Below are 21118 nucleotides of genomic sequence, written 5' to 3' on the forward strand. Positions count from 1 at the left end.
ATTGGAAAACTTATCTTTATTTGATCTTTCACATGTAAAAGGTGAAGTTATTAGAATTCTTTTTCAAAACAGTGATAACTATTATACCGTTATTAAAGTCGATGTGATGGATTCAAATGAAGATTTTGATCAAGAAGTCACAATTGTTGGTTACTTACCTCAAATAGTTGAAGGAGAAACGTACCTTTTCAAAGGTAAAGTAACAAACCATCCGAAATACGGTAAACAACTACAAGCTGAAACATTTGAAAAAGAATTGCCACAAACGAAACAAGGTGTTATCCATTACTTATCGAGTGATTTATTTAAAGGTATTGGTAAGAAAACAGCAGAAACAATCGTGGACAAACTTGGTGAAGATGCACTTCAGAAAATTATAGATGACCCGGATGTCCTTAAAGAAATACCTAAACTCAATAAGCAAAAAAGAGACACGATTGCAGAATCCATACGTGAAAATCAAGCCATTGAACGCATTATGATTAAACTTAATGAACTTGGATTTGGACCGAAACTTGCGATGGCAATTTATCAATTTTATAAAGATGAAACACTTAATATTATTAAGCAATCTCCTTATCGTTTAGTGATGGATATTAATGGTATAGGTTTTCAAAGAGCTGACCAAATAGCTGAACAAGTTGGGATATCTAAAGATCATCATGATCGACTTGTAGCAGGTGTGAGTTACTTTTTAGACCAACAATCATTACAGAATGGTCATACATTTTTACCTGTTGATATTTTGGTCAACGGGGCATATGAATTGTTAAATCATAATCAACCTGAAGTTGTAAATAAAGATCAGATTAATGGTGTCATTATCGAAATGAGTGAAGAAAATAAACTTATTATCGAAAATGATAATTGTTTTTTACCTTCACTTTATTATTCAGAAGCAAAAAGTGTGCAAATCATTCATAGACTTTATCAACATCAAGATGAGCTCAAAGAAATTGAGAAAAGTGATCTTCAATTACACATTGGTCAAATTGAAGATATGAATGATGTTTCATATGCAGATGGACAAAAATTAGCGTTAGAGACAGCTATTAATCATAAAATGATGCTTTTAACAGGTGGACCTGGAACAGGTAAGACGACCGTTATTCGAGGCATTTGTGAGTTGTATTCTGAAATACACGGTGTGAGTTTGAATTATGATGATTATCAAGAAGGGACAGACTTTCCAATTGTATTAGCAGCACCGACTGGACGTGCAGCAAAGCGTTTAAGTGAATCAACGGGACTAGAAGCGATGACAATTCATAGATTAATTGGATGGAGTAAAGATACGCAACCGGATGATGTGTTAGATAATGATATTCATGCCCATTTAATCATTCTAGATGAAATGTCTATGGTAGATACATGGTTAATGTACCAATTTTTAAGAGCAGTCCCTGATTATGCCCAAATCATATTTGTAGGTGATGAAGATCAATTACCATCAGTAGGTCCGGGTCAGATTTTTAAAGATTTGATTGATTCTAAAGTTATACCGAGAGTGAACTTAACAGAAGTTTATAGACAACAAGAAGGATCATCTATCATAGATTTAGCGCATAAAATAAAAAATGGATTGCCTGTTTCTATCAATGAAAAACATCACGACCGTTCATTTATTCCGTGCAGTAGTAATCAAATTGCGACAGTTGTAGAAAAGGTCGTTCAAGGTGCCGTAAATAAAGGATATAATATGCAAGATATTCAAGTGCTAGCTCCAATATACCGTGGACCAGCTGGTATTAATAAATTAAATGAATTATTGCAAGATATATTAAATCCGAAAGATGAAGATACACGATTCCTTCAATATGGCGATATTGAATATCGAGAAAATGATAAAGTACTACAACTTATTAATCGTCCAGATGATAATGTATTTAATGGTGATATTGGTGTAGTAACAGGTGTTTACAAAGCAGAAGAAAATGCACTTGGCAAAGATGTCGTCATTGTAGATTATGAAGGGAATGACATAACATACACTAAACAAGATTTATCAGAAATTACACATGCTTATTGTTGTTCAATTCATAAATCACAAGGGTCAGAATTCCCGATAGTCATCATGCCTATTGTCAGACAATACTTTAGAATGTTACAAAAGAACATTCTATATACCGGACTTACACGTGCGAAACAGTCGCTTGTCGTCTGCGGTGAAGAACAAGCCTTTAACCAAGGTATTCAAACGCTAGGTCATGAGAGAATGACATCGTTTGATACGAAATTAAAAATGTATTTCGATACTGATGTTGAAGAAGATACGGAGTCTGAAACAGAATCTATTCAAACGAAACATATTATTTTAACTGAAGATAATATGTTTGAAATAGATCCAATGATTAATATGAATGATAAAACACCATATGATTTTATGAAATAATTGACATCTAAAAATCGAGTGATTATAATCAAATAGAATACAAAAAAGAAACCGAGTAAATAATTGATTGTTTAAGAGACATGTTGGCTGGTGAGAAACATGACAATGATTATTGAACGCTACTTCTTTTATAAAAGTTTAATAAACTTAAAGTGATGACTTATAGTCATAACTAGGGTGGTACCGCGATACGTTCGTCCCTTTTTTAGGGGATGGACGTTTTTTTATTTTAATTGAGGAGTGAAGACAATGAAAAAATTAAAAGCTAGTGAAATCAGACAAATGTATATTGACTTTTTTGTTGAAAAAGGACATATGGTAGAACCATCTGCACCTTTAGTGCCAATTGATGATGATACTTTATTATGGATAAACTCAGGTGTTGCGACTTTAAAAAAATATTTTGATGGTCGAGAAATCCCTAAAAATCCTAAAATTGTAAATGCTCAAAAAGCAATTAGAACAAATGATATTGAAAATGTTGGTTTTACTGCAAGACACCATACATTCTTTGAAATGTTAGGAAACTTTTCAATTGGTGATTACTTTAAACGTGAAGCAATTGAATATGCTTGGGAATTTTTAACGAGTGATAAATGGATGGCAATGGATCCAGAGAAATTATATGTAACGATTCATCCTGAAGATACAGAAGCATATGATTTATGGCATGATTTGATTGGTCTTGAAGAAAGTAGAATTATTAGAATCGAAGGTAACTTCTGGGATATCGGTGAAGGACCTTCTGGACCTAATACTGAAATATTCTATGACAGAGGCGACACATACGGGAAAGAAGATCCAGCTGAAGAAATGTATCCAGGTGGAGAAAATGAACGTTATTTAGAAGTGTGGAATCTAGTATTTAGTGAATTTAACCATAATGCTGACCATACTTATACGCCACTTCCAAATCAAAATATTGATACAGGTATGGGTCTTGAGCGTATGACATCTATTTCTCAAGATGTACCAACGAACTATGATACAGACTTATTTATTCCAATTATTGAACAAGTCGAAGCGGTTAGTGGATTAAAATACTTAGAGAATAAAGAACAAGATATCGCATTTAAAGTTATTTCTGATCATATTAGAACGATCAGTTTTGCGATTGGTGACGGTGCGTTACCTGCAAATGAAGGTAGAGGATATGTATTAAGAAGATTACTAAGAAGAGCTGTTCGTTTTAGCCAATCACTTAATATTAACGAACCATTCTTATATAAATTAGTTGATATTGTAGCAGAAATTATGGAACCTTATTATCCAAATGTTAAAGCACAAAGTGACTTCATTAAAAAAGTTGTAAAATCTGAAGAAGAACGTTTCCATGAAACACTTGAAGAAGGTTTAGCAATTTTAAACACAATGATGGCATCAGCTATGCAACAGGATAATGTATTATCTGGATCAGATGCATTTAAATTATATGATACGTATGGTTTCCCAATCGAGTTAACAGAAGAAATCACTGCTCAAGAAGGCATTTCAATAGATAATGAAGGTTTTGAAAATGAAATGCATCAACAACGTGAAAGAGCAAGAGCTGCACGTCAAAAGACGCAATCAATGCAAGTTCAAAATGAAGTACTTGGTAGCATTAATACACCAAGTAAATTCGTTGGCTATGACGTAACAGAAGCACAAACAGAAATTACAGATATTATATTTAATGGTGAATTAGTTGATGAAGTAGAAAGTGGAGAAAACATCCAATTTATTTTAAGAGAAACACCATTTTATGCAGTATCAGGTGGTCAAGTAGCGGATAAAGGTATCATTCGTCATGATCAATTTGAAATTGAAGTGACAGAAGTTATAAAAGCACCTAATGGTCAAAATTTACATGCTGGACATGTGACATTTGGACAAGTTCATGTTGGTGAAACTGTAGAAGCTATTGTTAATAAAGATGATCGTAAATCAATTATCAAAAACCACTCAGCAACTCACTTATTACATGCAGCTTTAAAAGAAGTTTTAGGTACGCATGTTAATCAAGCAGGTTCATTAGTTGAAAGTGATAGATTACGATTTGACTTCTCACACTTTGGTCAAGTTACACAAGAAGAATTAGAAACAATCGAAAAAATTGTTAACGAAAAAATTTGGCAAAACATTCCTGTAGTAATCGAAGAAATGCCAATAGAACAAGCTAAAGAAAAAGGCGCTATGGCATTATTCGGAGAAAAATATGGTGATGTTGTAAGAGTTGTTGAAATGTCATCATACTCAATCGAGTTATGTGGTGGTATACACGTACGTAACACAAGTGAAATTGGTATCTTCAAAATTGTTTCAGAATCTGGTACAGGTGCAGGTGTTCGAAGAATCGAAGCTGTAACAGGTAGAAAAGCATACGAAACATTAAAAGAAACAGAAACAATCCTTAAAGATGTTATGCAACATGTCAAAATTAAAGACCAATCAAGAACAATTGAAAAAATCGAACAAATTCAACAACATAATAAAGACTTAGAAAAAGAAGTTCAACAAAAGAACAAAACAATTACTGAATTAAAATCAGGCAATATTGAAGATAGCGTTGAAGAAATTAATGGTATTAAAGTACTTTCACAATTAGTTGAAGCTGAAAATCCAAAAGTATTAAGATCAATCATGGATGATTTTAAATCTAAAATGCAAGATACAGTTCTATTATTAGCTAGTGTCAACGGAGATAAAGTTTCACTTGTGTCTTCAGTACCTAAAGATTTAACGGATAAAGTTAAAGCTGGTGACATTATTAGAGAAGCTGCTCAAATTACAAACGGTAAAGGTGGCGGTCGTCCTGATATGGCTCAAGGTGGCGGAACAGATCCATCTAAAGTAACAGAAGCATTACAGTTTGTTAAAGACTACATTAAAACGCTATAATTTTACGTGTAATTAGAATATGATATAATTAATATTAAGTTAATGGAGTTAGGGAGTGTAAATAAAGATGAATAATTTTGATAAAACTATGAAATTTAACTATGATGATTTTCCAAAAGAAAATGTCAAAACAGTACTACAAAATGTTTATCGAACTTTAGAAGAAAGAGGCTATAATCCAGTAAATCAAATAGTCGGTTATTTACTTTCTGGCGATCCAGCTTATATACCTAGACACAACGAAGCAAGAAATCAAATAAGACGTTTAGATAGAGATGATATTATGGAAGAGCTTGTATCACACTATTTAAAGCAAGAAAATGAATTCAATGCTTAAAAACAGGATAATAGGTTTAGACGTCGGTAGTAAAACAATAGGTGTAGCTGTAAGTGATGCGATGGGTTGGACAGCTCAAGGTATAGATACACTCCGCATTAACGAAGAAAACGAAGATTTTGGAATTGACCAACTTATAAAAATCATTGATGAATATGATGTTGATACTGTCATTATAGGATTGCCAAAAAACATGAACAATTCTATTGGTCCTCGCGGAGAGGCATCCATTCAATTCAAAGATTTACTTCAACAAGAAAGACCAGAATTAAAAATGGTAATGTGGGATGAAAGATTAAGCACAGTTGGTGCTGAACGCACATTATTAGAAGCAGATGTTTCTCGAAAAAAAAGAAAAAAAGTAATAGACAAAATGGCAGCTGTATTTATATTACAGGGTTACCTAGATTCTATTAAATAATTGATGAGGAGAATGAATAATGACTGAACATAATCACGAAGGACATTTAGAAATTAACAATGAGGAAGAATTATTAACATTAATAGACGAAAATAATAATGAAGTCTTATACCGTAAAGTATTAGAATTCTATCACCCAGAATTCAAGAAAGAATACATCATCTTAGCTGAAGAAGGTACAGCAGATGATGAAGAAATTGAATTAATCCCAATGATCAATGAAGCTAATGACGACGGTGAAGGTGGTAAATTATTACCAGTTGAAACTGACGAAGAGTGGGATATGATTGAAGAAATCGTTAATACTGAAATGGACGATGTTTAAAATTTAATATGTAATAGTACACTTTACCCCTAATGTGATATAATCATTAGGGGTATTTATTTTACATAAGGAGTTACATATGGAAAAAAATAGTATATATAAAGATGCGAGATTATTATCTAAGTATATTAGTTTAACAATCATCAGCATCCTCTTTTTATTACTTATATTAATTACTTTAATAGGCTTAATTGTAGTAGGTATTAATGTGAAACCTGTTAACGCCGATAGCAATGAGCAAGTTATTGTCAATGTTAATCCAAACACAAATACTGAAATGTTAAGCCAAGAGTTATCCGATAAAAAAATAATTAGAAATGCTACTATTTTCAAATATTATTTGAAACTTAATAATATTTCTAGCTTTCAAGCTGGGGAATATAAGTTTTCACCATCAATGTCACCAAGAGATATTGCGAAAAGTTTAGAAACTGGAAAAGTGTATTTAAAAACAGCAGTCCAATATGATATAAAAGAAGGTTCGAATATAGAATTAATTGCTGGTATTTTAGAAGAAAATACTTCTATTAGTCGCGAAAGCTTTTTAAAGAAAATGAGAGATCAAGATTTTGTGAAAAAATATCAAAAAAAATATCCCGATATGTTAACGGACGAAGTATTAAATAAAAACTTAAGATACCCATTAGAAGGCTATTTAGCACCAAGTACGTATCAGTTTTCAAAAAAAGATGTGACGATTGATGACGTTACAAATGAAATGCTGAATGAAACTTACCATACAACTTATAAAATATATAAAGAAAATGGTGGCTTTAAATATACGACTAACTATGAAGAAAAGAAGATTACTTTCCATGAGTATTTAACGTTATCATCAATTGTAGAATCAGAAATGAAAAACGTGACAGATAAATCGAGATATATTTCAGTACTGTTAAACAGAATTGAAAACAATCCACAAATTGCTTTGAATTCAGATGCGACTGTAAGATATGCAAATAAAAAAGAGACAACTGAAGTATTATCAGATAAAGATTATAAAAATGATTCAAAATATAACACATATGCACATAAAGGATTACCTATAGGTCCAATATGTAATATATCTGATGAAACAGCTAGAACAACGGTAAACCCTCCGGAAACAGATTATTTTTACTATACAACAACTAAAAAGGGTAAAGTATTATTTGCAGAGAACTTAAAGGAACAAGAAAAGAATAGAGATAAATAATATAACAAGAACGCTTTTAAATTTTAAAAGCGTTCTTGTTATATATATACTTACTTTTTATTCGAAAATATGGTAAAATATCTAATGTTTATGAAATCATATTGCAGATATGACTGATACATACTAACTAGTCAGGAGACTAGTTGGGTTTTTTATTATATTCGAGTGTAAGGAAGTAATGACATGGAAAAAGATATAGAATATATCGAACAATTGTTGTTTCAAAATTCATCAAATATCGATGAATTAAGGCATTATGCTGAACAATATAATGTTCCAATAATGGACAAAATCTCCACAGAGTTTGTTAAACAATTAATTAGAATTAAAGATGTGAAAAGTATTCTAGAGATTGGAACGGCAATTGGATATAGCGCGATGCATTTTGCTTCATGTGATCCGAGTATTAATGTGTGGACGATTGAAAGAAAAGAAGAAATGTATGAACAAGCTCTTTCAAATATTAAAGACTTTGGTTATGAAAGCCAAGTTAATGTTATCTTTTCTGATGCATTAGAAGCTTTTGAATTATTACCTACCGACCAGTCATTTGATATGATTTTTATCGATGCTGCTAAAGCACAATCACAAAAGTTTTTTGAGCTTTATGAACCACTGCTTAAAGATGATGGCATCATTATTACAGACAATATTTTATACCATGGTTTTGTAAGTAATATTGAAATTGTAAGAAACAGAAACGTTAAACAAATGGTTAAGAAAGTTCAAAAATATAATCATTGGTTAATGAATCATGAAAATTATAAAACGACATTGATTAATATTGGTGATGGAATGGCCATTTCTAAAAAGGAGAAATTGTAATGACAGAATTACTAGTGACACCTAAGTCCGTTGAACATATTGAACAATTAATCAAATTAGGTGCTGATGCATTTGTCATTGGTGAAGAAAAATTTGGATTAAGACTTGCTGGTGAATTTAAAGAACCAGAACTTCGTGAAGCCATTAAGCTTATCCATGAGCATGGTAAAAAAGCATACGTAGCGGTAAATGGTATTTTTCATAATGAACATATTGATGATTTGGAATCCTATATTGATCTGTTACATGAATTAAAAGCAGATAGAATCATTTTTGGCGATCCAGCAGTTGTTATGGCAATGAAACATCGTGAGAATCCTATACCTTTAAATTGGAATGCTGAAACAATCGTGACAAATCATTTTCAATGTAATTATTGGGGTGATAGAGGTTCAGCTAGAGCAGTGTTGGCTCGTGAGTTAAGTATTGAAGAAGTACTAGAAATTAAAGAAAAAAGTAATGTCGAAATTGAAGTACAAGTACACGGCATGACTTGTATGTTCCAGTCTAAAAGAAAATTACTTGGTAATTACTTTATGTATCAAGATAAAGTCATGAAAATTGAAAATCGTAAAGAAAATAAAGACATGCTTTTATATGATGAAGAAAGAAGTAATAAATATCCAATTTATGAAGATTATAATGGTACACACATTATGAGTCCGAATGATATTTGCTTAATCGAAGACTTAGAGGATTTATTAGAAGCACAAATTGATGCGTTTAAGATTGACGGCGTACTTCAAACAGAAGAATATATTAATATCGCGACTGAGCAATATAGACAAGCGATTGACTTATATAACGAAGATCCAGAGTTATATGAAGATGAAAAATTTATGTTAGTTGAACCTATTGAAGAGGTTCAAAAAGATCATCGTCCAATGGATCAAGGATTTATGTTCAAACAAACAGTTTATTAAGTTATATTAAAGGAATGATATATATGAAAGTTCTAGAACCTATTGGCGCTAGTCGTCAAACAAAGATAAAAAAACCAGAACTTCTAGCGCCTGCAGGAAATTTAGAAAAACTCAAAATTGCTGTTCATTATGGTGCGGATGCAGTGTTCCTAGGTGGACAAGAATATGGTTTAAGGTCAAATGCTGATAACTTTACGATGGAAGAAATAAAAGAAGGCGTCCAGTTTGCAGCAAAATATGGCGCGAAAATTTATGTTACAACAAATATTTTTGCACATGATGAAAATATTCCAGGGCTAGAAGAATATTTAAAAAATCTAAATGAAACGGGTGCACACGGTATTATAGTTGCCGATCCACTTATTATAGAAACGTGTAAACGTGTTGCACCTAATTTAGAAATCCATTTAAGTACACAACAATCTTTATCAAATTACCGTGCAGTTCAATATTGGAAAGAAGAAGGGCTTGAGAGAGTCGTTCTAGCTCGTGAAACGAGTGCTGAAGAAATGCGCGAAATGAAAGAAAAAGTTGATATTGAAATAGAAACATTTATTCACGGTGCAATGTGTATTGCATATTCTGGTAGATGTACATTAAGTAATCATATGACAGCAAGAGACTCAAATAGAGGTGGCTGTTGTCAAAGTTGTAGATGGGATTATGATTTAATTTCAGTAGAAGAAGATGGAGAATTAGAGCCATATTTCGATGGTAATGAGATCACACCTTTTGCAATGAGTCCAAAAGACTTGAAATTAATCGAATCAATACCTAAAATGATGGACATCGGTATAGATTCTCTAAAAATTGAAGGTCGAATGAAATCTATTCATTATATTGCTACTGTTGTATCTGTATATCGTAAAGTAATTGATCGCTATGCTGAGGATCCAGAAAACTTTAAAATTGATCCTAGATGGTTGATTGAATTAGATAAATGTGCGAATAGAGACACTGCACCAGCGTTCTTCGAAGGTGTACCACATTACGAAGAACAAATGTTTGGACACGAATCAAATAAAAAAACACCTTTTGATTTTTGTGGATTAGTGTTAGACTATGACGAAGTATCACAAATAGCTACCATCCAACAAAGAAATTATTTCAAGCCAGGACAAGAAATTGAATTTTTTGGACCTGAGATTGAAAACTTCACTCAAGTCATTGATAAGATATATGATGAAAATGGTGAAGAGCTAGACGCAGCCAGACATCCACTTCAAGTCATTCAAATAAAAGTGGATCGTCAGATTTATCCAAATAACATGATGAGAAAGGGAATCGTTTGATGGGAAAGACTACAATTATAGGTATTGCAGGGGGTTCTGGTTCAGGTAAGACTTCTGTAACATCCGAAATTATGAAAAATTTAGATGGATATAGTGTTGCATTAATAGAACAAGATTACTATTATAAAGATCAATCACATATGTCTTTTGAAGATAGATTGAAGACTAACTATGATCATCCATTCGCTTTCGATAATGAAAGATTAAAACAAGATTTAACAAGAATTAAAGATGGACATGCAATTGAAGTGCCTACGTATGATTATTCAAATCACACGAGAAGCGATAAGACGATTAGATTCGAACCTAAAGATGTTATTATACTTGAAGGTATATTCGCGCTTGAAAATGAAGATTTACGTAATTTAATGGATGTTAAGATTTATGTTGATACTGATGCTGACTTAAGAATTTTACGTCGTTTAACGAGAGATATTAAAGAAAGAGGACGTACGATGGAGTCAGTAATTGATCAATACTTATCAGTTGTAAGACCGATGCATATCCAGTTTATTGAACCAACTAAGAAATATGCGGATATCATCATCCCTGAAGGTGGTAGTAATAAGGTAGCTATTGATATTATGACTACGAAAATTCAATCGTTAGTTAAAAATATTTAAATAATTATAAAGTAAAGGAAGATGGAAGAATGGAAACACAAAAAGAATTTCCTATGACACAGGAAGGTTTTAACAAATTAGAAAAAGAACTTGAAGAATTAAAAACAGTTAAGCGACCAGAAGTCGTTGAAAAAATAAAAGTAGCACGTAGTTTTGGTGACTTATCTGAGAACTCTGAATATGATGCAGCTAAAGATGAGCAAGGTTTCATTGAGCAAGAAATTCAAAAAATTGAAAATATGATTCGTCATGCTCAAATTATTGAAGATAATGGTTCAAAAAATGACGTGCAAATCGGTAGAACTGTAACATTTACTGAAATTCCAGGTAACGAAGAAGAAAGCTACAAAATTGTAGGTTCAGCAGAAGCAGATCCATTCGAAGGTAAAATTTCTAATGAATCTCCAATTGCTAAAGCTTTAATTGGTAAAAAATTAAACGAAGAAGTAAATGTTCCATTACCAAATGGTAACGAAATGAAAGTTAAAATCGTAAAAATCGATTAATCGTATAATAATTTAATAGAAAAGCTGTAGAAACGTATGAAACAAACGTTTTTACAGCTTTTTTTTTATATATAAATCATGGTATTATGATAAAGTATAATTGATTTAATTATCTGATTATTAAAAGCGTTAACAAAGGGGTGGTAAAATTGGATATTAAGCAAGTGAGTGAGACGCATTTTATGATTTATGAACAAAATGAAATCAGTCCAGAAATAAGGAATAAAATTTCGACAATCGCTTTACATATTGAATCATTGCAGCATCCTGCTGTTATAAGTGTGACATCATCATATCGATCAATCATGGTCGCATTTGATGTTAAACATTATACATACGAAACACTCCTTGATGAACTAGACTTACATCATTTAAATCTTAATCAAGAAAATGCATCACGTTCAAAAAAATTGATAACATTACCAGTTGTATATGGTGGTGAATTTGGACCAGACTTAAATATTGTTGCTGAGCATGCACAATTATCAGAAGAAGATGTGATTCAAATACATACGGAAGAAAATTATTTAATTTATGCAATTGGATTTTTACCTGGCTTTCCATTTTTAGGAGGACTAAATGAGAAAATACATACACCTAGAAAGGAAACTCCTAGAAGTAAAATCGTCCAAGGATCTGTTGGAATTGCAAATAATCAAACAGGACTTTATCCGAAATCATCACCAGGCGGATGGCAAATTATTGGTCGCACGCCGATAGATGTTTTTAACTTAGATCGAGAGCCTATGATTTTATACGAAGCTGGAGACTATATTGCTTTTAAAGCAATTCATCAAGAAGAATTTACAAGAATCGAAGACGAAATTGCAAATGGCACATTTGATTATAGTCAGTTAGTAGGTGAATTGAAATGAAATGTATAAAACCCGGTTTGTTTACAACTGTTCAAGATATTGGTCGATCAAAGTTTGAAAAAGATGGATTTTCTGAAGCGGGTGTTATGAATCAATATTTATACAGTATCGCAAATGCTTTAGTGGATAATGACAATGCACCTGTTTTAGAAGTGACTTTAAATGGTCCTACATTGAAATTTGAAGAATCGAACATCGTTGCATTTGTTGCGTATGATGCTGATATACAGCTTGATGATCAAACAATACCAGTAAATACAGCAATTTATGTAGAAAAAGGGCAAGTGCTCAATATAAAGACTATTTCATCTGGGGCGAGAGGCTATTTAGCTTTTCATAAGTCTTTAAATATTGAACCCATATTAGACAGTGTATCGACACATACTAGAAGTGGCATAGGTGGCATGAATGGAAGAATATTAAATAGAAATGATGTTTTGAAATTCAAAGATAAAACAATCAACCATGACATTATAGGTAATACGTTTAATATCAATCAATTAGAAGATGCAAACATCATTCCAATTATGGAAGGGCTACAATTTGATGAATTTACATCAGAAGCACATGACCAACTTGTTAATCAATCATATACAATATCAGAAATGTCAGATCGTATGGGTTATCGATTAAATGGGGATGAACCGCTTGAACATAAGCACAACGCAGACATTATTTCTGAACCGATTGCACCAGGTAGTGTACAAGTTCCTATTAATGGTCAACCGATTATATTGCTTAATGATCGTCAGACGATAGGTGGTTATACAAAGATTGCTACAGTTAGTTTTATAGGTAGAGAAAAGCTCTCTCAATTAAAAGCAAATGACAGCATTACTTTTAAATGGATTTCATTTGAAGATGCCACGCTTGAATATCAAACATATATTAAACAATTAGAAGCAGATATAGATGATATTAAACTGAAAAAATATAAAGATTTAAGCAATATTCGTCCTAAATCTAAAAAAATCGCAAAACTTATAAAGGGGAATCAGTCATGAATATAGAAAAGATAGAAGAACTTATTAAACTCATGAGACAAAATCAAGTAAATTATATGAAATATAAAGATGAAACGGTCGAAGTCGAGTTAGATTTAAAATCAACATCAAATAACGTGACTACAACACCAGTCAATAATGTTGAAGAAAACACGCCATCAGCAAATCAGGAAGAACAGCTTAATACAATAGAAGCGGAAATTCTTGGAACATTTTATTTACAAGATGAAGAAACATTACTAAATCCACTTGTCAAAGTTGGAGATGAAGTGAAAAAAGGTCAAGTTGTCGGTTATATCGAATCAATGAAAGTGCTCAATGAAGTTATAAGTGAGTATGACGGTATCGTTAATGATATTCAAATTAATCATGGGGATCCTGTTGAATACGGACAAACGATTATCACATTGAAATAAGGGGGATTTATATGATTAAGCGTTTACTGATTGCAAACAGAGGTGAAATTGCGGTAAGAATCATTAGAACATGTAGAATGATGAATATCACAACAATCGCAATATATTCCAAAGCAGATAAAGATAGTTTACATGTGCAATTAGCAGATGAAGCCATTTGTATTGGACCAAGTCAATCAAGTGATAGTTATTTAGATATTGAACGCATTTTAGAAGCTTGTAAGATGAGTAAAGCAGATGCGATTCATCCTGGTTATGGATTTTTATCAGAATCCACGACTTTTAGAAAAAGAGTAGATGAAGAAAATATTATCTTTGTCGGTCCTAGTTATAATACGATGGATTTAATGGGAGATAAAATAAAAGCAAGAGAAACGATGTACAACGCGAACGTACCTATTATTCCTGGGTCTATTGGAGAAGTAAAGACAGTTAAAGAAGCAGAAGAAGTTGCTCAAAAAGTAGGCTATCCATTTGTATTAAAAGCTGCTAGTGGCGGTGGTGGTAAAGGGATTCGAATCGTACAAGAACCTGACCAACTTGAACAATTCTTTAAAGAAGCTCAATCTGAAGGCGAAAAATACTTTGGAGATAAACGTGTGTATATTGAAACATTTATTGATGAAGCTAGACATGTGGAAGTTCAAATACTCGCGAGTAAACATGGAGAAGCGATTCATCTCGGTGAACGTGATTGTTCAATTCAAAGAAAGAACCAAAAGTTAATCGAAGAAGCACCTTGTGCAGCATTAGATCAAGAAACGCGAAATTCACTACATGCTGATGCTGTTAAAGCTGCTAAAGCTTGTAATTATGAAAGTGCTGGAACAATTGAATTTTTACTAACTGATGACGGCTATTATTTCTTAGAAATGAATACGCGCATTCAAGTTGAACATACAGTCACAGAATTATTAACAGGTGTTGATTTAATTAAGCAACAAATATTAGTAGCTAATGGTGAGAAGTTATCTATTAATCAAGAGGATATCCATTTTGATGGGCATGTGATTGAATGTCGTATAAATGCTGAAAATCCAGAAAAACAATTCCGCCCAGCAGCAGGTGTTGTTCAAGCATTACATTTACCTAATGGATTTAATACGAGAGTAGACAGTATGTTATATGATGGCTATCAAATTCCACCATACTACGATTCATTAGTCGCTAAAATACTTGTTAAAGGTGAAGATAGACTTGAAGCAATTGAAAAAATGAAAGGTACGTTAGAAGAAACGGTCATTGATGGTTTTCCGACAACGTTAGACTTTTTATATCGCGTGTTGAGCTATGAACCATATATTAAAAATGATATAACCATTAAATTTCTACATGAACATAAAATCGTTTAAGGAGAGGGTATTATGGTACAAGTTGATTTGAATTGTGATTTAGGAGAAAGCTTTGGTAACTATAAACTTGGTAATGATGAAAGTATATTACCTTTAATTACTTCTGCAAATGTCGCTTGTGGTTTTCATGCAGGAGATCAGCACGTTATGAATGAAACAGTTAAATTGGCAGTTCAACATGATGTACATATTGGTGCTCATCCAGGATTTCAAGATTTAATTGGATTTGGTCGTAGAAACATAGATGTTACACCAGAAGAAGTTTATGATTTAGTCATTTATCAATTAGGTGCATTATCTGGATTTTGTAAAATACATCAAACAAAAATACACCATGTAAAGCCACATGGTGCGTTGTATCAAATGGGTGCTAAAGATCCAGTAATTGCCGATGCAATTGTTAAAGCAGTGAAAGATTTTGATGATCAATTATTATTTGTTGGTTTATCTAACAGTGAACTAATCGAATCATGTAAACGTCATAATTTAACGTATAAGAGCGAAGTATTTGCTGATCGTGCATACGAAGATAATGGCCAATTAGTTTCAAGAAAAAAAGAGGGCGCGCTTATAAAAGATACTAACCAAGCTGTCGCACAAGTTATTAAAATGGTAAAAGAATCTAAAGTTATGACGATAAATGGAAATGAAATTCCGATTGAAGCAGATACAATCTGTGTACATGGAGACGGACAACATGCTTTAGATTTTGTTCAAGAAATTATTCGACAGTTTAAAGCTGAAGGCATAGAAATTAGTGCAATGAAATAGGAGGAAAGCGTATGAAGCAAAATAAAGGGTATGAGGAGTTAAATCAACCGTTTGAAATAACAAATAAGCATAGAAGAATTCTATGGGGTGCAGTATTCTTAATGGCTACTTCATCTATTGGACCAGCATTTTTAACTCAAACGGCAGTTTTTACTGAGCAATTTCTTGCAAGCTTTGCATTTGCAATACTTGCATCTATTCTGATTGATATCGGTGCACAAATTAATATTTGGCGTGTTATCACAGTTGTCGGTAAAGGTGGACAAGATATCGCGAATGATGTGTTTAAGGGGTTAGGTACATTTATCGCAATATTAATCGCTATTGGTGGGCTAGCATTTAACATCGGTAACGTTGCAGGTGCTGGACTAGGACTTAATGCGATATTCGGTTTAGATGTAAGAATTGGTGCAGGTATTACAGGCGTATTAGCGATTTTAATATTTGTTGTTAAAAACGCACAAAAAGTCGTAGATATTATTACACAAATTTTAGGTGTGCTCATGATTGCCATTGTTGCTTATGTAATGGTATTAACGAAACCACCAGTTGTCGAAGCGGCACAAAAAATGATTGTACCTGATGATATTAGTAAACTCATCGTACCAATCATCACATTGGTTGGTGGAACTGTTGGTGGTTATATTACATTTGCAGGTGCTCATAGATTGTTAGAAGCGGGTATCACTGGAAAAGGCTATATTCCATTTGTAAATAGAGCGGCCATTTCAGGTATTTTAACAACGGGTATAATGAGAACATTTTTATTCTTAGCAGTACTTGGTGTTGTTGTTACAGGATTCACTTTAAATCCAGACAATCCACCAGCTTCTGTATTTGAACATGTATTAGGACCTGTCGGTAAACAAGTATTCGGTGTTGTATTATTTGCAGCAGCATTATCATCCGTAATTGGCTGTGCATATACAAGTACAACATTTATTCAATCATTACATCCATCTATTAAAAATCATAGAAACTTAGTTATTATTATTTTCATAGTCGTTTCATCTATTGTATTCTTAACAATTGGTAAGCCAGTTAAATTGTTGATTATTGCTGGTGCATTGAACGGTTTGATTTTACCAGTAACTTTAGGAACAATTTTAATTGCTTCTAAGAAGAAAAGTATCGTTGGTGACTATAAACACCCAACTTGGATGATTGTAATTGGTATTATTGCTGTTGTTACAACATTAATAGCAGGGGTCTTATCATTACAAGGCTTACAAAGTTTGTGGAATAGTTAAAAACTTATTTCAAAGTATACTAATTATGTTAATATAAATATGAATGAATATGATGGAGTGATAAAGCATGATTGGTATTATTGGAGCAATGGAAGAAGAAGTAGAAATATTAAAGTCATCTATTGAAAATAGAGAAACAATCCAAATTGCACATGTTATTTTTTATAAAGGTAATATAGAAGATAAACAAGTTGTATTAGCACAAAGTGGTATTGGTAAAGTAAATGCTGCAATTACAGCAACATTACTTATCAATGAATTTAAACCAAATTTAATCATTAATACTGGATCAGCAGGTTCTGTTGATAGCGAATTAAATATTGGTGATATCATTATTAGTAATAAAGTTTATTATCATGATGTTAATGCAACGGCATTTGGCTACAAATTGGGACAAGTACCAAGTATGCCAGAATTTTATGAAACTGATAAGGAATTAATTGACTTAGCTAAATCATCAATAGAACAACTTGATTTAAATGGTATTGTTGGTGAAGTTGCTACAGGTGATAGTTTCATAGGCTCAATTGATCAGCGTAAAGTGATTAAATCTAACTTTCCTACTGCGAGTGTCGTAGAAATGGAAGCTGGTGCAATTGCGCAAACTTGTTACCAATATAATGTGCCTATTATTGTTACGAGAGCTGTTTCAGATTTAGCAGATAAAGAATCTGATGTTACTTTTGAAGAATTTTTAAAAGTAGCTTGCGTCAATTCTAGTAAAATTGTAAAATTATTATTAAATAGAGTGGCATAAGGAGGCAGTTTCATGTTAATATTAATGGCTATCGCTGTCATTGCTACAGCACTTGTTGGTTATGTGATTTATGCGAATACAGAAGTTGAAAAATCTTCTGACCGTGAAATTACAGAATAATATTTAGTGTTGCGAATCGTAAGTGATTTGCAACACTTTTATTTTGTATTGAACTAAAGGAATGTAAATATAATTTATGTTAAAATAAAAGATAATATTGAGGTGTAATAATGGGATTATTTACAAAATATTTTTTACCAAATGAATATGTTCAATCAGTTTTTAATATCGAACCTGAACATTTAAAATCTAAAAATATAAAAGCAATTATCACAGACTTAGATAATACATTAGTTGGTTGGGATGTTAAAGATCCAACAGATGAAGTGAGAAATTGGTTTGAAAATATGAAAGATAATGGTATAACAGTTACGATTGTTTCTAATAATAATCAAGAACGTGTTGCGTCATTTTCATCAACATTAAATATTGATTATATTTTTAAAGCGCGTAAACCACGTGGTAAAGCGTTTAGACAAGCAGCTAAATTAATGAACGTCAATAAGTCTGAAGTAGTTGTTATTGGTGATCAAATGTTAACAGATGTGTTTGGTGGAAATAGAAACGGATTATATACAATTATGGTCGTACCTGTGAAAAAAACAGATGGTTTCGTTACGAAATTTAATCGATTAATAGAAAGAAGATTTTTAAATTACTTTAAGAGAAAAGGTTTAATTAACTGGGAGGAATAAATTTGACAGAGTTTGCTAAATGTATTGGTTGTGGTGCAACACTTCAATCTGAAAATCCGAATGAAGCTGGATACGTTCCACAATCAAGTTTGAATAAAGAAGATGTCATTTGTAAAAGATGTTTTAGACTTAAAAATTATAATGAAGTCCAAGATGTTGATTTAACAAGTGAAGATTTTCTAAATATGTTGAAATCTCTTCACAATGAAGATGGTCTAATCGTCAATGTTGTGGATGTATTTGATTTAGAAGGTTCGATGATACATCGCTTAAAAGATATAGTAGGTAAGAAAAAAGTTGTACTTGTCGCGAATAAAATGGATATCTTACCTAAAGCCATTAATAAAAGAAGAGTTGAAATATGGCTAAGAAATCGTGCGAAAGACTTTGGACTTAATCCTGACGAAGTTGTACTGATTTCTGCATATAAAAATCAAGGAATTGATGATTTATTATCAACTATCGAGAAAGTTAGAGATGGTAAAGATGTTTATGTAGTGGGTACAACAAACGTAGGTAAATCTACATTAATCAATAGATTGATTGAAAAGAGTGTTGGCGAAAAAGAAGTGATTACAACAAGTCATTTTCCAGGTACAACATTAGATATGATTGATATTCCATTAGATGATGATTCATATATGTTTGATACACCAGGTATTATTCAAAGTCATCAAATGACACATTACGTTACAGATAAAGAATTAAAAGTTGTTATGCCTAAAAAAGAAATTAAGCCTAAAGTGTATCAATTAAACGAAGAACAAAGCTTATTCTTAGGTGGCTTAGTTAGAGTGGATTATGTAAGTGGCGGTAGACGTTCATTAACTTGTTTTGTATCAAACGATTTAAACATTCATAGAACAAAGTTATCAAACGCTGATGATTTATGGAAACGTCAAATTGGTGAACTGCTTAAACCTCCATATGATCCATCAAACTTTAACTTCGACAACTTAAAAACAACTAAGATTACAACTGAAGCTGAAAGAAAAGATGTTATGATTTCAGGATTAGGATTTGTAACTGTAGATGCAGGTGCAGAAATACATGTTACGGCACCTAAAGAAGTCGAAGTTACATTAAGAACATCTATTTTATAAGAGGTGAATTAAATGAAGTTTGGAGTTATCGGACATCCTATTAGCCATTCACTTTCACCGATTATGCATGCAGCAAATTTTGAAGCATTAGGTAGAGAAGATGAATATGGTGCTTTAGATATCCCACCAGAACAATTTAAACAAATTAAAGAAATTATAAATGAAAAAGCTTTAGATGGATTTAATATTACAATACCGCATAAAGAATCCATCTTGCCTTATTTAGATGAAGTATCATCAAATGCTAAGCATATTGGTGCTGTTAACACCGTTCTAATACAAGATAATAAATGGATTGGGTATAATACAGATGGTATTGGTTTTGTTAAAGGTTTAATTGAACATTATGGTAGTATTCAAGATCGTAAAATTTTAGTACTCGGTGCTGGTGGTGCGAGTAAAGGTATTGTTTCGGAAATGCAGAAGTTCACGAATCATAAAATAACAGTAGCAAATAGAACGATGTCTAGATTTGATAATTGGCAAATTGATATAAATACAATAAGTCTTACAGATGTTCAATCTATTCTTCACACATTTGATATTATTATTAATACGACACCGGTAGGCATGAATACTCAGCATAGTGAATTCATTATTCCTGTGGAGAAGATAAGTAAAAGTAGTTTAGTTTGTGATATTATCTATATTCCTGACAAGACACCGCTACTCAAAGCATGTGAACAAGCAGGTATTGCAATATATAACGGATTGGATATGTTCGTTTATCAAGGCGCAGAAAGCTTTAAAATATGGACTGGACAAGAAGCTCATATAGAATCAATGAGAAATAAAGTACAAGAGGAACTTAAAAGGAGATTATTATGTTAACAGGTAAACAAAAGAGATATTTAAGAAAAGAAGCGCATCATTTAGATCCAATTTTCCAAATTGGTAAAGGTGGATTAAATGACAATATGATAGAACAAGTGCAAGACGTACTTGAAAAAAGAGAATTGATCAAAATTCATATCTTACAAAACAATATGGATGATCATAAAGAAGTAGCTGAATCAATCGCTGAACAAGCAGGTGCTGAACTCGTACAACTTATCGGTAATATTATTGTCTTATATAAAGAATCTAAAGAAAATAAAAGATTAGAACTACCATAAT

22 protein-coding genes and 1 other annotated feature are annotated in these 21118 nt (G+C 32.1%); all 22 genes read left to right on the forward strand.

Translation table 11 applies throughout. The features are described 5' to 3' along the window. Nucleotide 1: 1 nt before the first annotated feature. The 22 genes from recD2 to yhbY all read left to right on the forward strand — a co-directional run bounded on the left by recD2 (nt 2) and on the right by yhbY (nt 21117). A complete protein-coding gene (gene recD2, locus LQ622_RS04640) occupies nt 2–2392 on the forward strand; it encodes an SF1B family DNA helicase RecD2 (RefSeq protein ID WP_191835640.1) in 2391 nt (796 codons plus the stop codon). Between the two features lie 39 nt (nt 2393–2431). Next, nucleotides 2432–2597, forward strand: a binding site (T-box leader). A gap of 44 nt (nt 2598–2641) precedes the next feature. Next, complete coding sequence (gene alaS / locus LQ622_RS04645; protein ID WP_239762011.1) at nt 2642–5272, forward strand: alanine--tRNA ligase; 2631 nt, start codon at nt 2642–2644, stop codon at nt 5270–5272. A gap of 67 nt (nt 5273–5339) precedes the next feature. Then, complete coding sequence (locus LQ622_RS04650) at nt 5340–5609, forward strand: IreB family regulatory phosphoprotein (protein ID WP_037588397.1); 270 nt, start codon at nt 5340–5342, stop codon at nt 5607–5609. Then, complete coding sequence (gene ruvX, locus LQ622_RS04655) at nt 5602–6030, forward strand: Holliday junction resolvase RuvX (RefSeq protein WP_025904238.1); 429 nt, start codon at nt 5602–5604, stop codon at nt 6028–6030. Before LQ622_RS04650 ends, ruvX begins: the two co-directional genes overlap by 8 nt. A 19-nt stretch (nt 6031–6049) precedes the next feature. Next, entirely contained in the window at nt 6050–6355 is a 306-nt protein-coding gene (locus LQ622_RS04660) for a DUF1292 domain-containing protein (RefSeq protein ID WP_025904237.1), read from the forward strand. A gap of 79 nt (nt 6356–6434) precedes the next feature. Continuing rightward, nucleotides 6435–7550, forward strand: a complete 1116-nt coding sequence (gene mltG, locus LQ622_RS04665; RefSeq protein WP_239774728.1) for an endolytic transglycosylase MltG — start codon at nt 6435–6437, stop codon at nt 7548–7550. A gap of 183 nt (nt 7551–7733) precedes the next feature. Then, nucleotides 7734–8375, forward strand: coding sequence for an O-methyltransferase (locus LQ622_RS04670; protein WP_126477539.1), 642 nt, complete (start codon nt 7734–7736; stop codon nt 8373–8375). Next, the gene (locus LQ622_RS04675; protein ID WP_037588393.1) at nt 8375–9298 is read left to right on the forward strand and encodes a peptidase U32 family protein; all 924 of its coding nucleotides are present in this window, start codon (nt 8375–8377) and stop codon (nt 9296–9298) included. The genes LQ622_RS04670 and LQ622_RS04675 overlap by 1 nt, the downstream gene beginning before the upstream one ends. A gap of 23 nt (nt 9299–9321) precedes the next feature. Then, nucleotides 9322–10590 (forward strand): peptidase U32 family protein, encoded by a 1269-nt coding sequence (locus LQ622_RS04680; protein ID WP_037588390.1) that lies wholly within the window; start codon nt 9322–9324, stop codon nt 10588–10590. After that, nucleotides 10590–11213 carry a uridine kinase gene (gene udk, locus LQ622_RS04685; RefSeq protein WP_025904232.1) on the forward strand — a complete coding sequence of 208 codons (624 nt, stop codon included), beginning with the start codon at nt 10590–10592 and terminating at the stop codon, nt 11211–11213. Before LQ622_RS04680 ends, udk begins: the two co-directional genes overlap by 1 nt. 29 nt (nt 11214–11242) lie before the next feature. Next, nucleotides 11243–11719, forward strand: a complete 477-nt coding sequence (gene greA, locus LQ622_RS04690) for a transcription elongation factor GreA (protein ID WP_025904231.1) — start codon at nt 11243–11245, stop codon at nt 11717–11719. A 149-nt stretch (nt 11720–11868) separates the two neighbouring features. Then, a complete protein-coding gene (gene pxpB, locus LQ622_RS04695; protein ID WP_239762009.1) occupies nt 11869–12594 on the forward strand; it encodes a 5-oxoprolinase subunit PxpB in 726 nt (241 codons plus the stop codon). Further along, the gene (locus tag LQ622_RS04700; protein ID WP_239762008.1) at nt 12591–13598 is read left to right on the forward strand and encodes a 5-oxoprolinase subunit C family protein; all 1008 of its coding nucleotides are present in this window, start codon (nt 12591–12593) and stop codon (nt 13596–13598) included. Before pxpB ends, LQ622_RS04700 begins: the two co-directional genes overlap by 4 nt. Then, complete coding sequence (locus LQ622_RS04705) at nt 13595–14014, forward strand: acetyl-CoA carboxylase biotin carboxyl carrier protein (RefSeq protein WP_204252596.1); 420 nt, start codon at nt 13595–13597, stop codon at nt 14012–14014. Before LQ622_RS04700 ends, LQ622_RS04705 begins: the two co-directional genes overlap by 4 nt. Before the next feature lie 14 nt (nt 14015–14028). After that, entirely contained in the window at nt 14029–15366 is a 1338-nt protein-coding gene (gene accC / locus LQ622_RS04710; RefSeq protein WP_239705345.1) for an acetyl-CoA carboxylase biotin carboxylase subunit, read from the forward strand. Nucleotides 15367–15378: 12 nt separating this feature from the next. Beyond that, a complete protein-coding gene (gene pxpA / locus LQ622_RS04715; protein ID WP_037588380.1) occupies nt 15379–16137 on the forward strand; it encodes a 5-oxoprolinase subunit PxpA in 759 nt (252 codons plus the stop codon). 11 nt (nt 16138–16148) lie between these two features. Continuing rightward, a complete protein-coding gene (locus tag LQ622_RS04720; RefSeq protein WP_239762007.1) occupies nt 16149–17387 on the forward strand; it encodes an NRAMP family divalent metal transporter in 1239 nt (412 codons plus the stop codon). Between the two features lie 67 nt (nt 17388–17454). Beyond that, entirely contained in the window at nt 17455–18144 is a 690-nt protein-coding gene (locus LQ622_RS04725; protein WP_239762006.1) for a 5'-methylthioadenosine/adenosylhomocysteine nucleosidase, read from the forward strand. A 230-nt stretch (nt 18145–18374) separates the two neighbouring features. Next, nucleotides 18375–18899 carry a YqeG family HAD IIIA-type phosphatase gene (locus tag LQ622_RS04730; RefSeq protein ID WP_025904225.1) on the forward strand — a complete coding sequence of 175 codons (525 nt, stop codon included), beginning with the start codon at nt 18375–18377 and terminating at the stop codon, nt 18897–18899. A 2-nt stretch (nt 18900–18901) separates the two neighbouring features. Beyond that, nucleotides 18902–20002 (forward strand): ribosome biogenesis GTPase YqeH, encoded by a 1101-nt coding sequence (yqeH, locus tag LQ622_RS04735; protein WP_119650964.1) that lies wholly within the window; start codon nt 18902–18904, stop codon nt 20000–20002. Nucleotides 20003–20014: 12 nt separating this feature from the next. Then, nucleotides 20015–20833 carry a shikimate dehydrogenase gene (gene aroE, locus LQ622_RS04740; RefSeq protein WP_239762005.1) on the forward strand — a complete coding sequence of 273 codons (819 nt, stop codon included), beginning with the start codon at nt 20015–20017 and terminating at the stop codon, nt 20831–20833. Then, complete coding sequence (gene yhbY / locus LQ622_RS04745) at nt 20827–21117, forward strand: ribosome assembly RNA-binding protein YhbY (RefSeq protein WP_103360667.1); 291 nt, start codon at nt 20827–20829, stop codon at nt 21115–21117. The genes aroE and yhbY overlap by 7 nt, the downstream gene beginning before the upstream one ends. Nucleotide 21118 lies beyond the last annotated feature (1 nt).

Origin of the sequence: Mammaliicoccus sp. N-M50, from assembly GCF_022386995.1 — a bacterium.
Lineage (GTDB): Bacteria > Bacillota > Bacilli > Staphylococcales > Staphylococcaceae > Mammaliicoccus > Mammaliicoccus sciuri_A.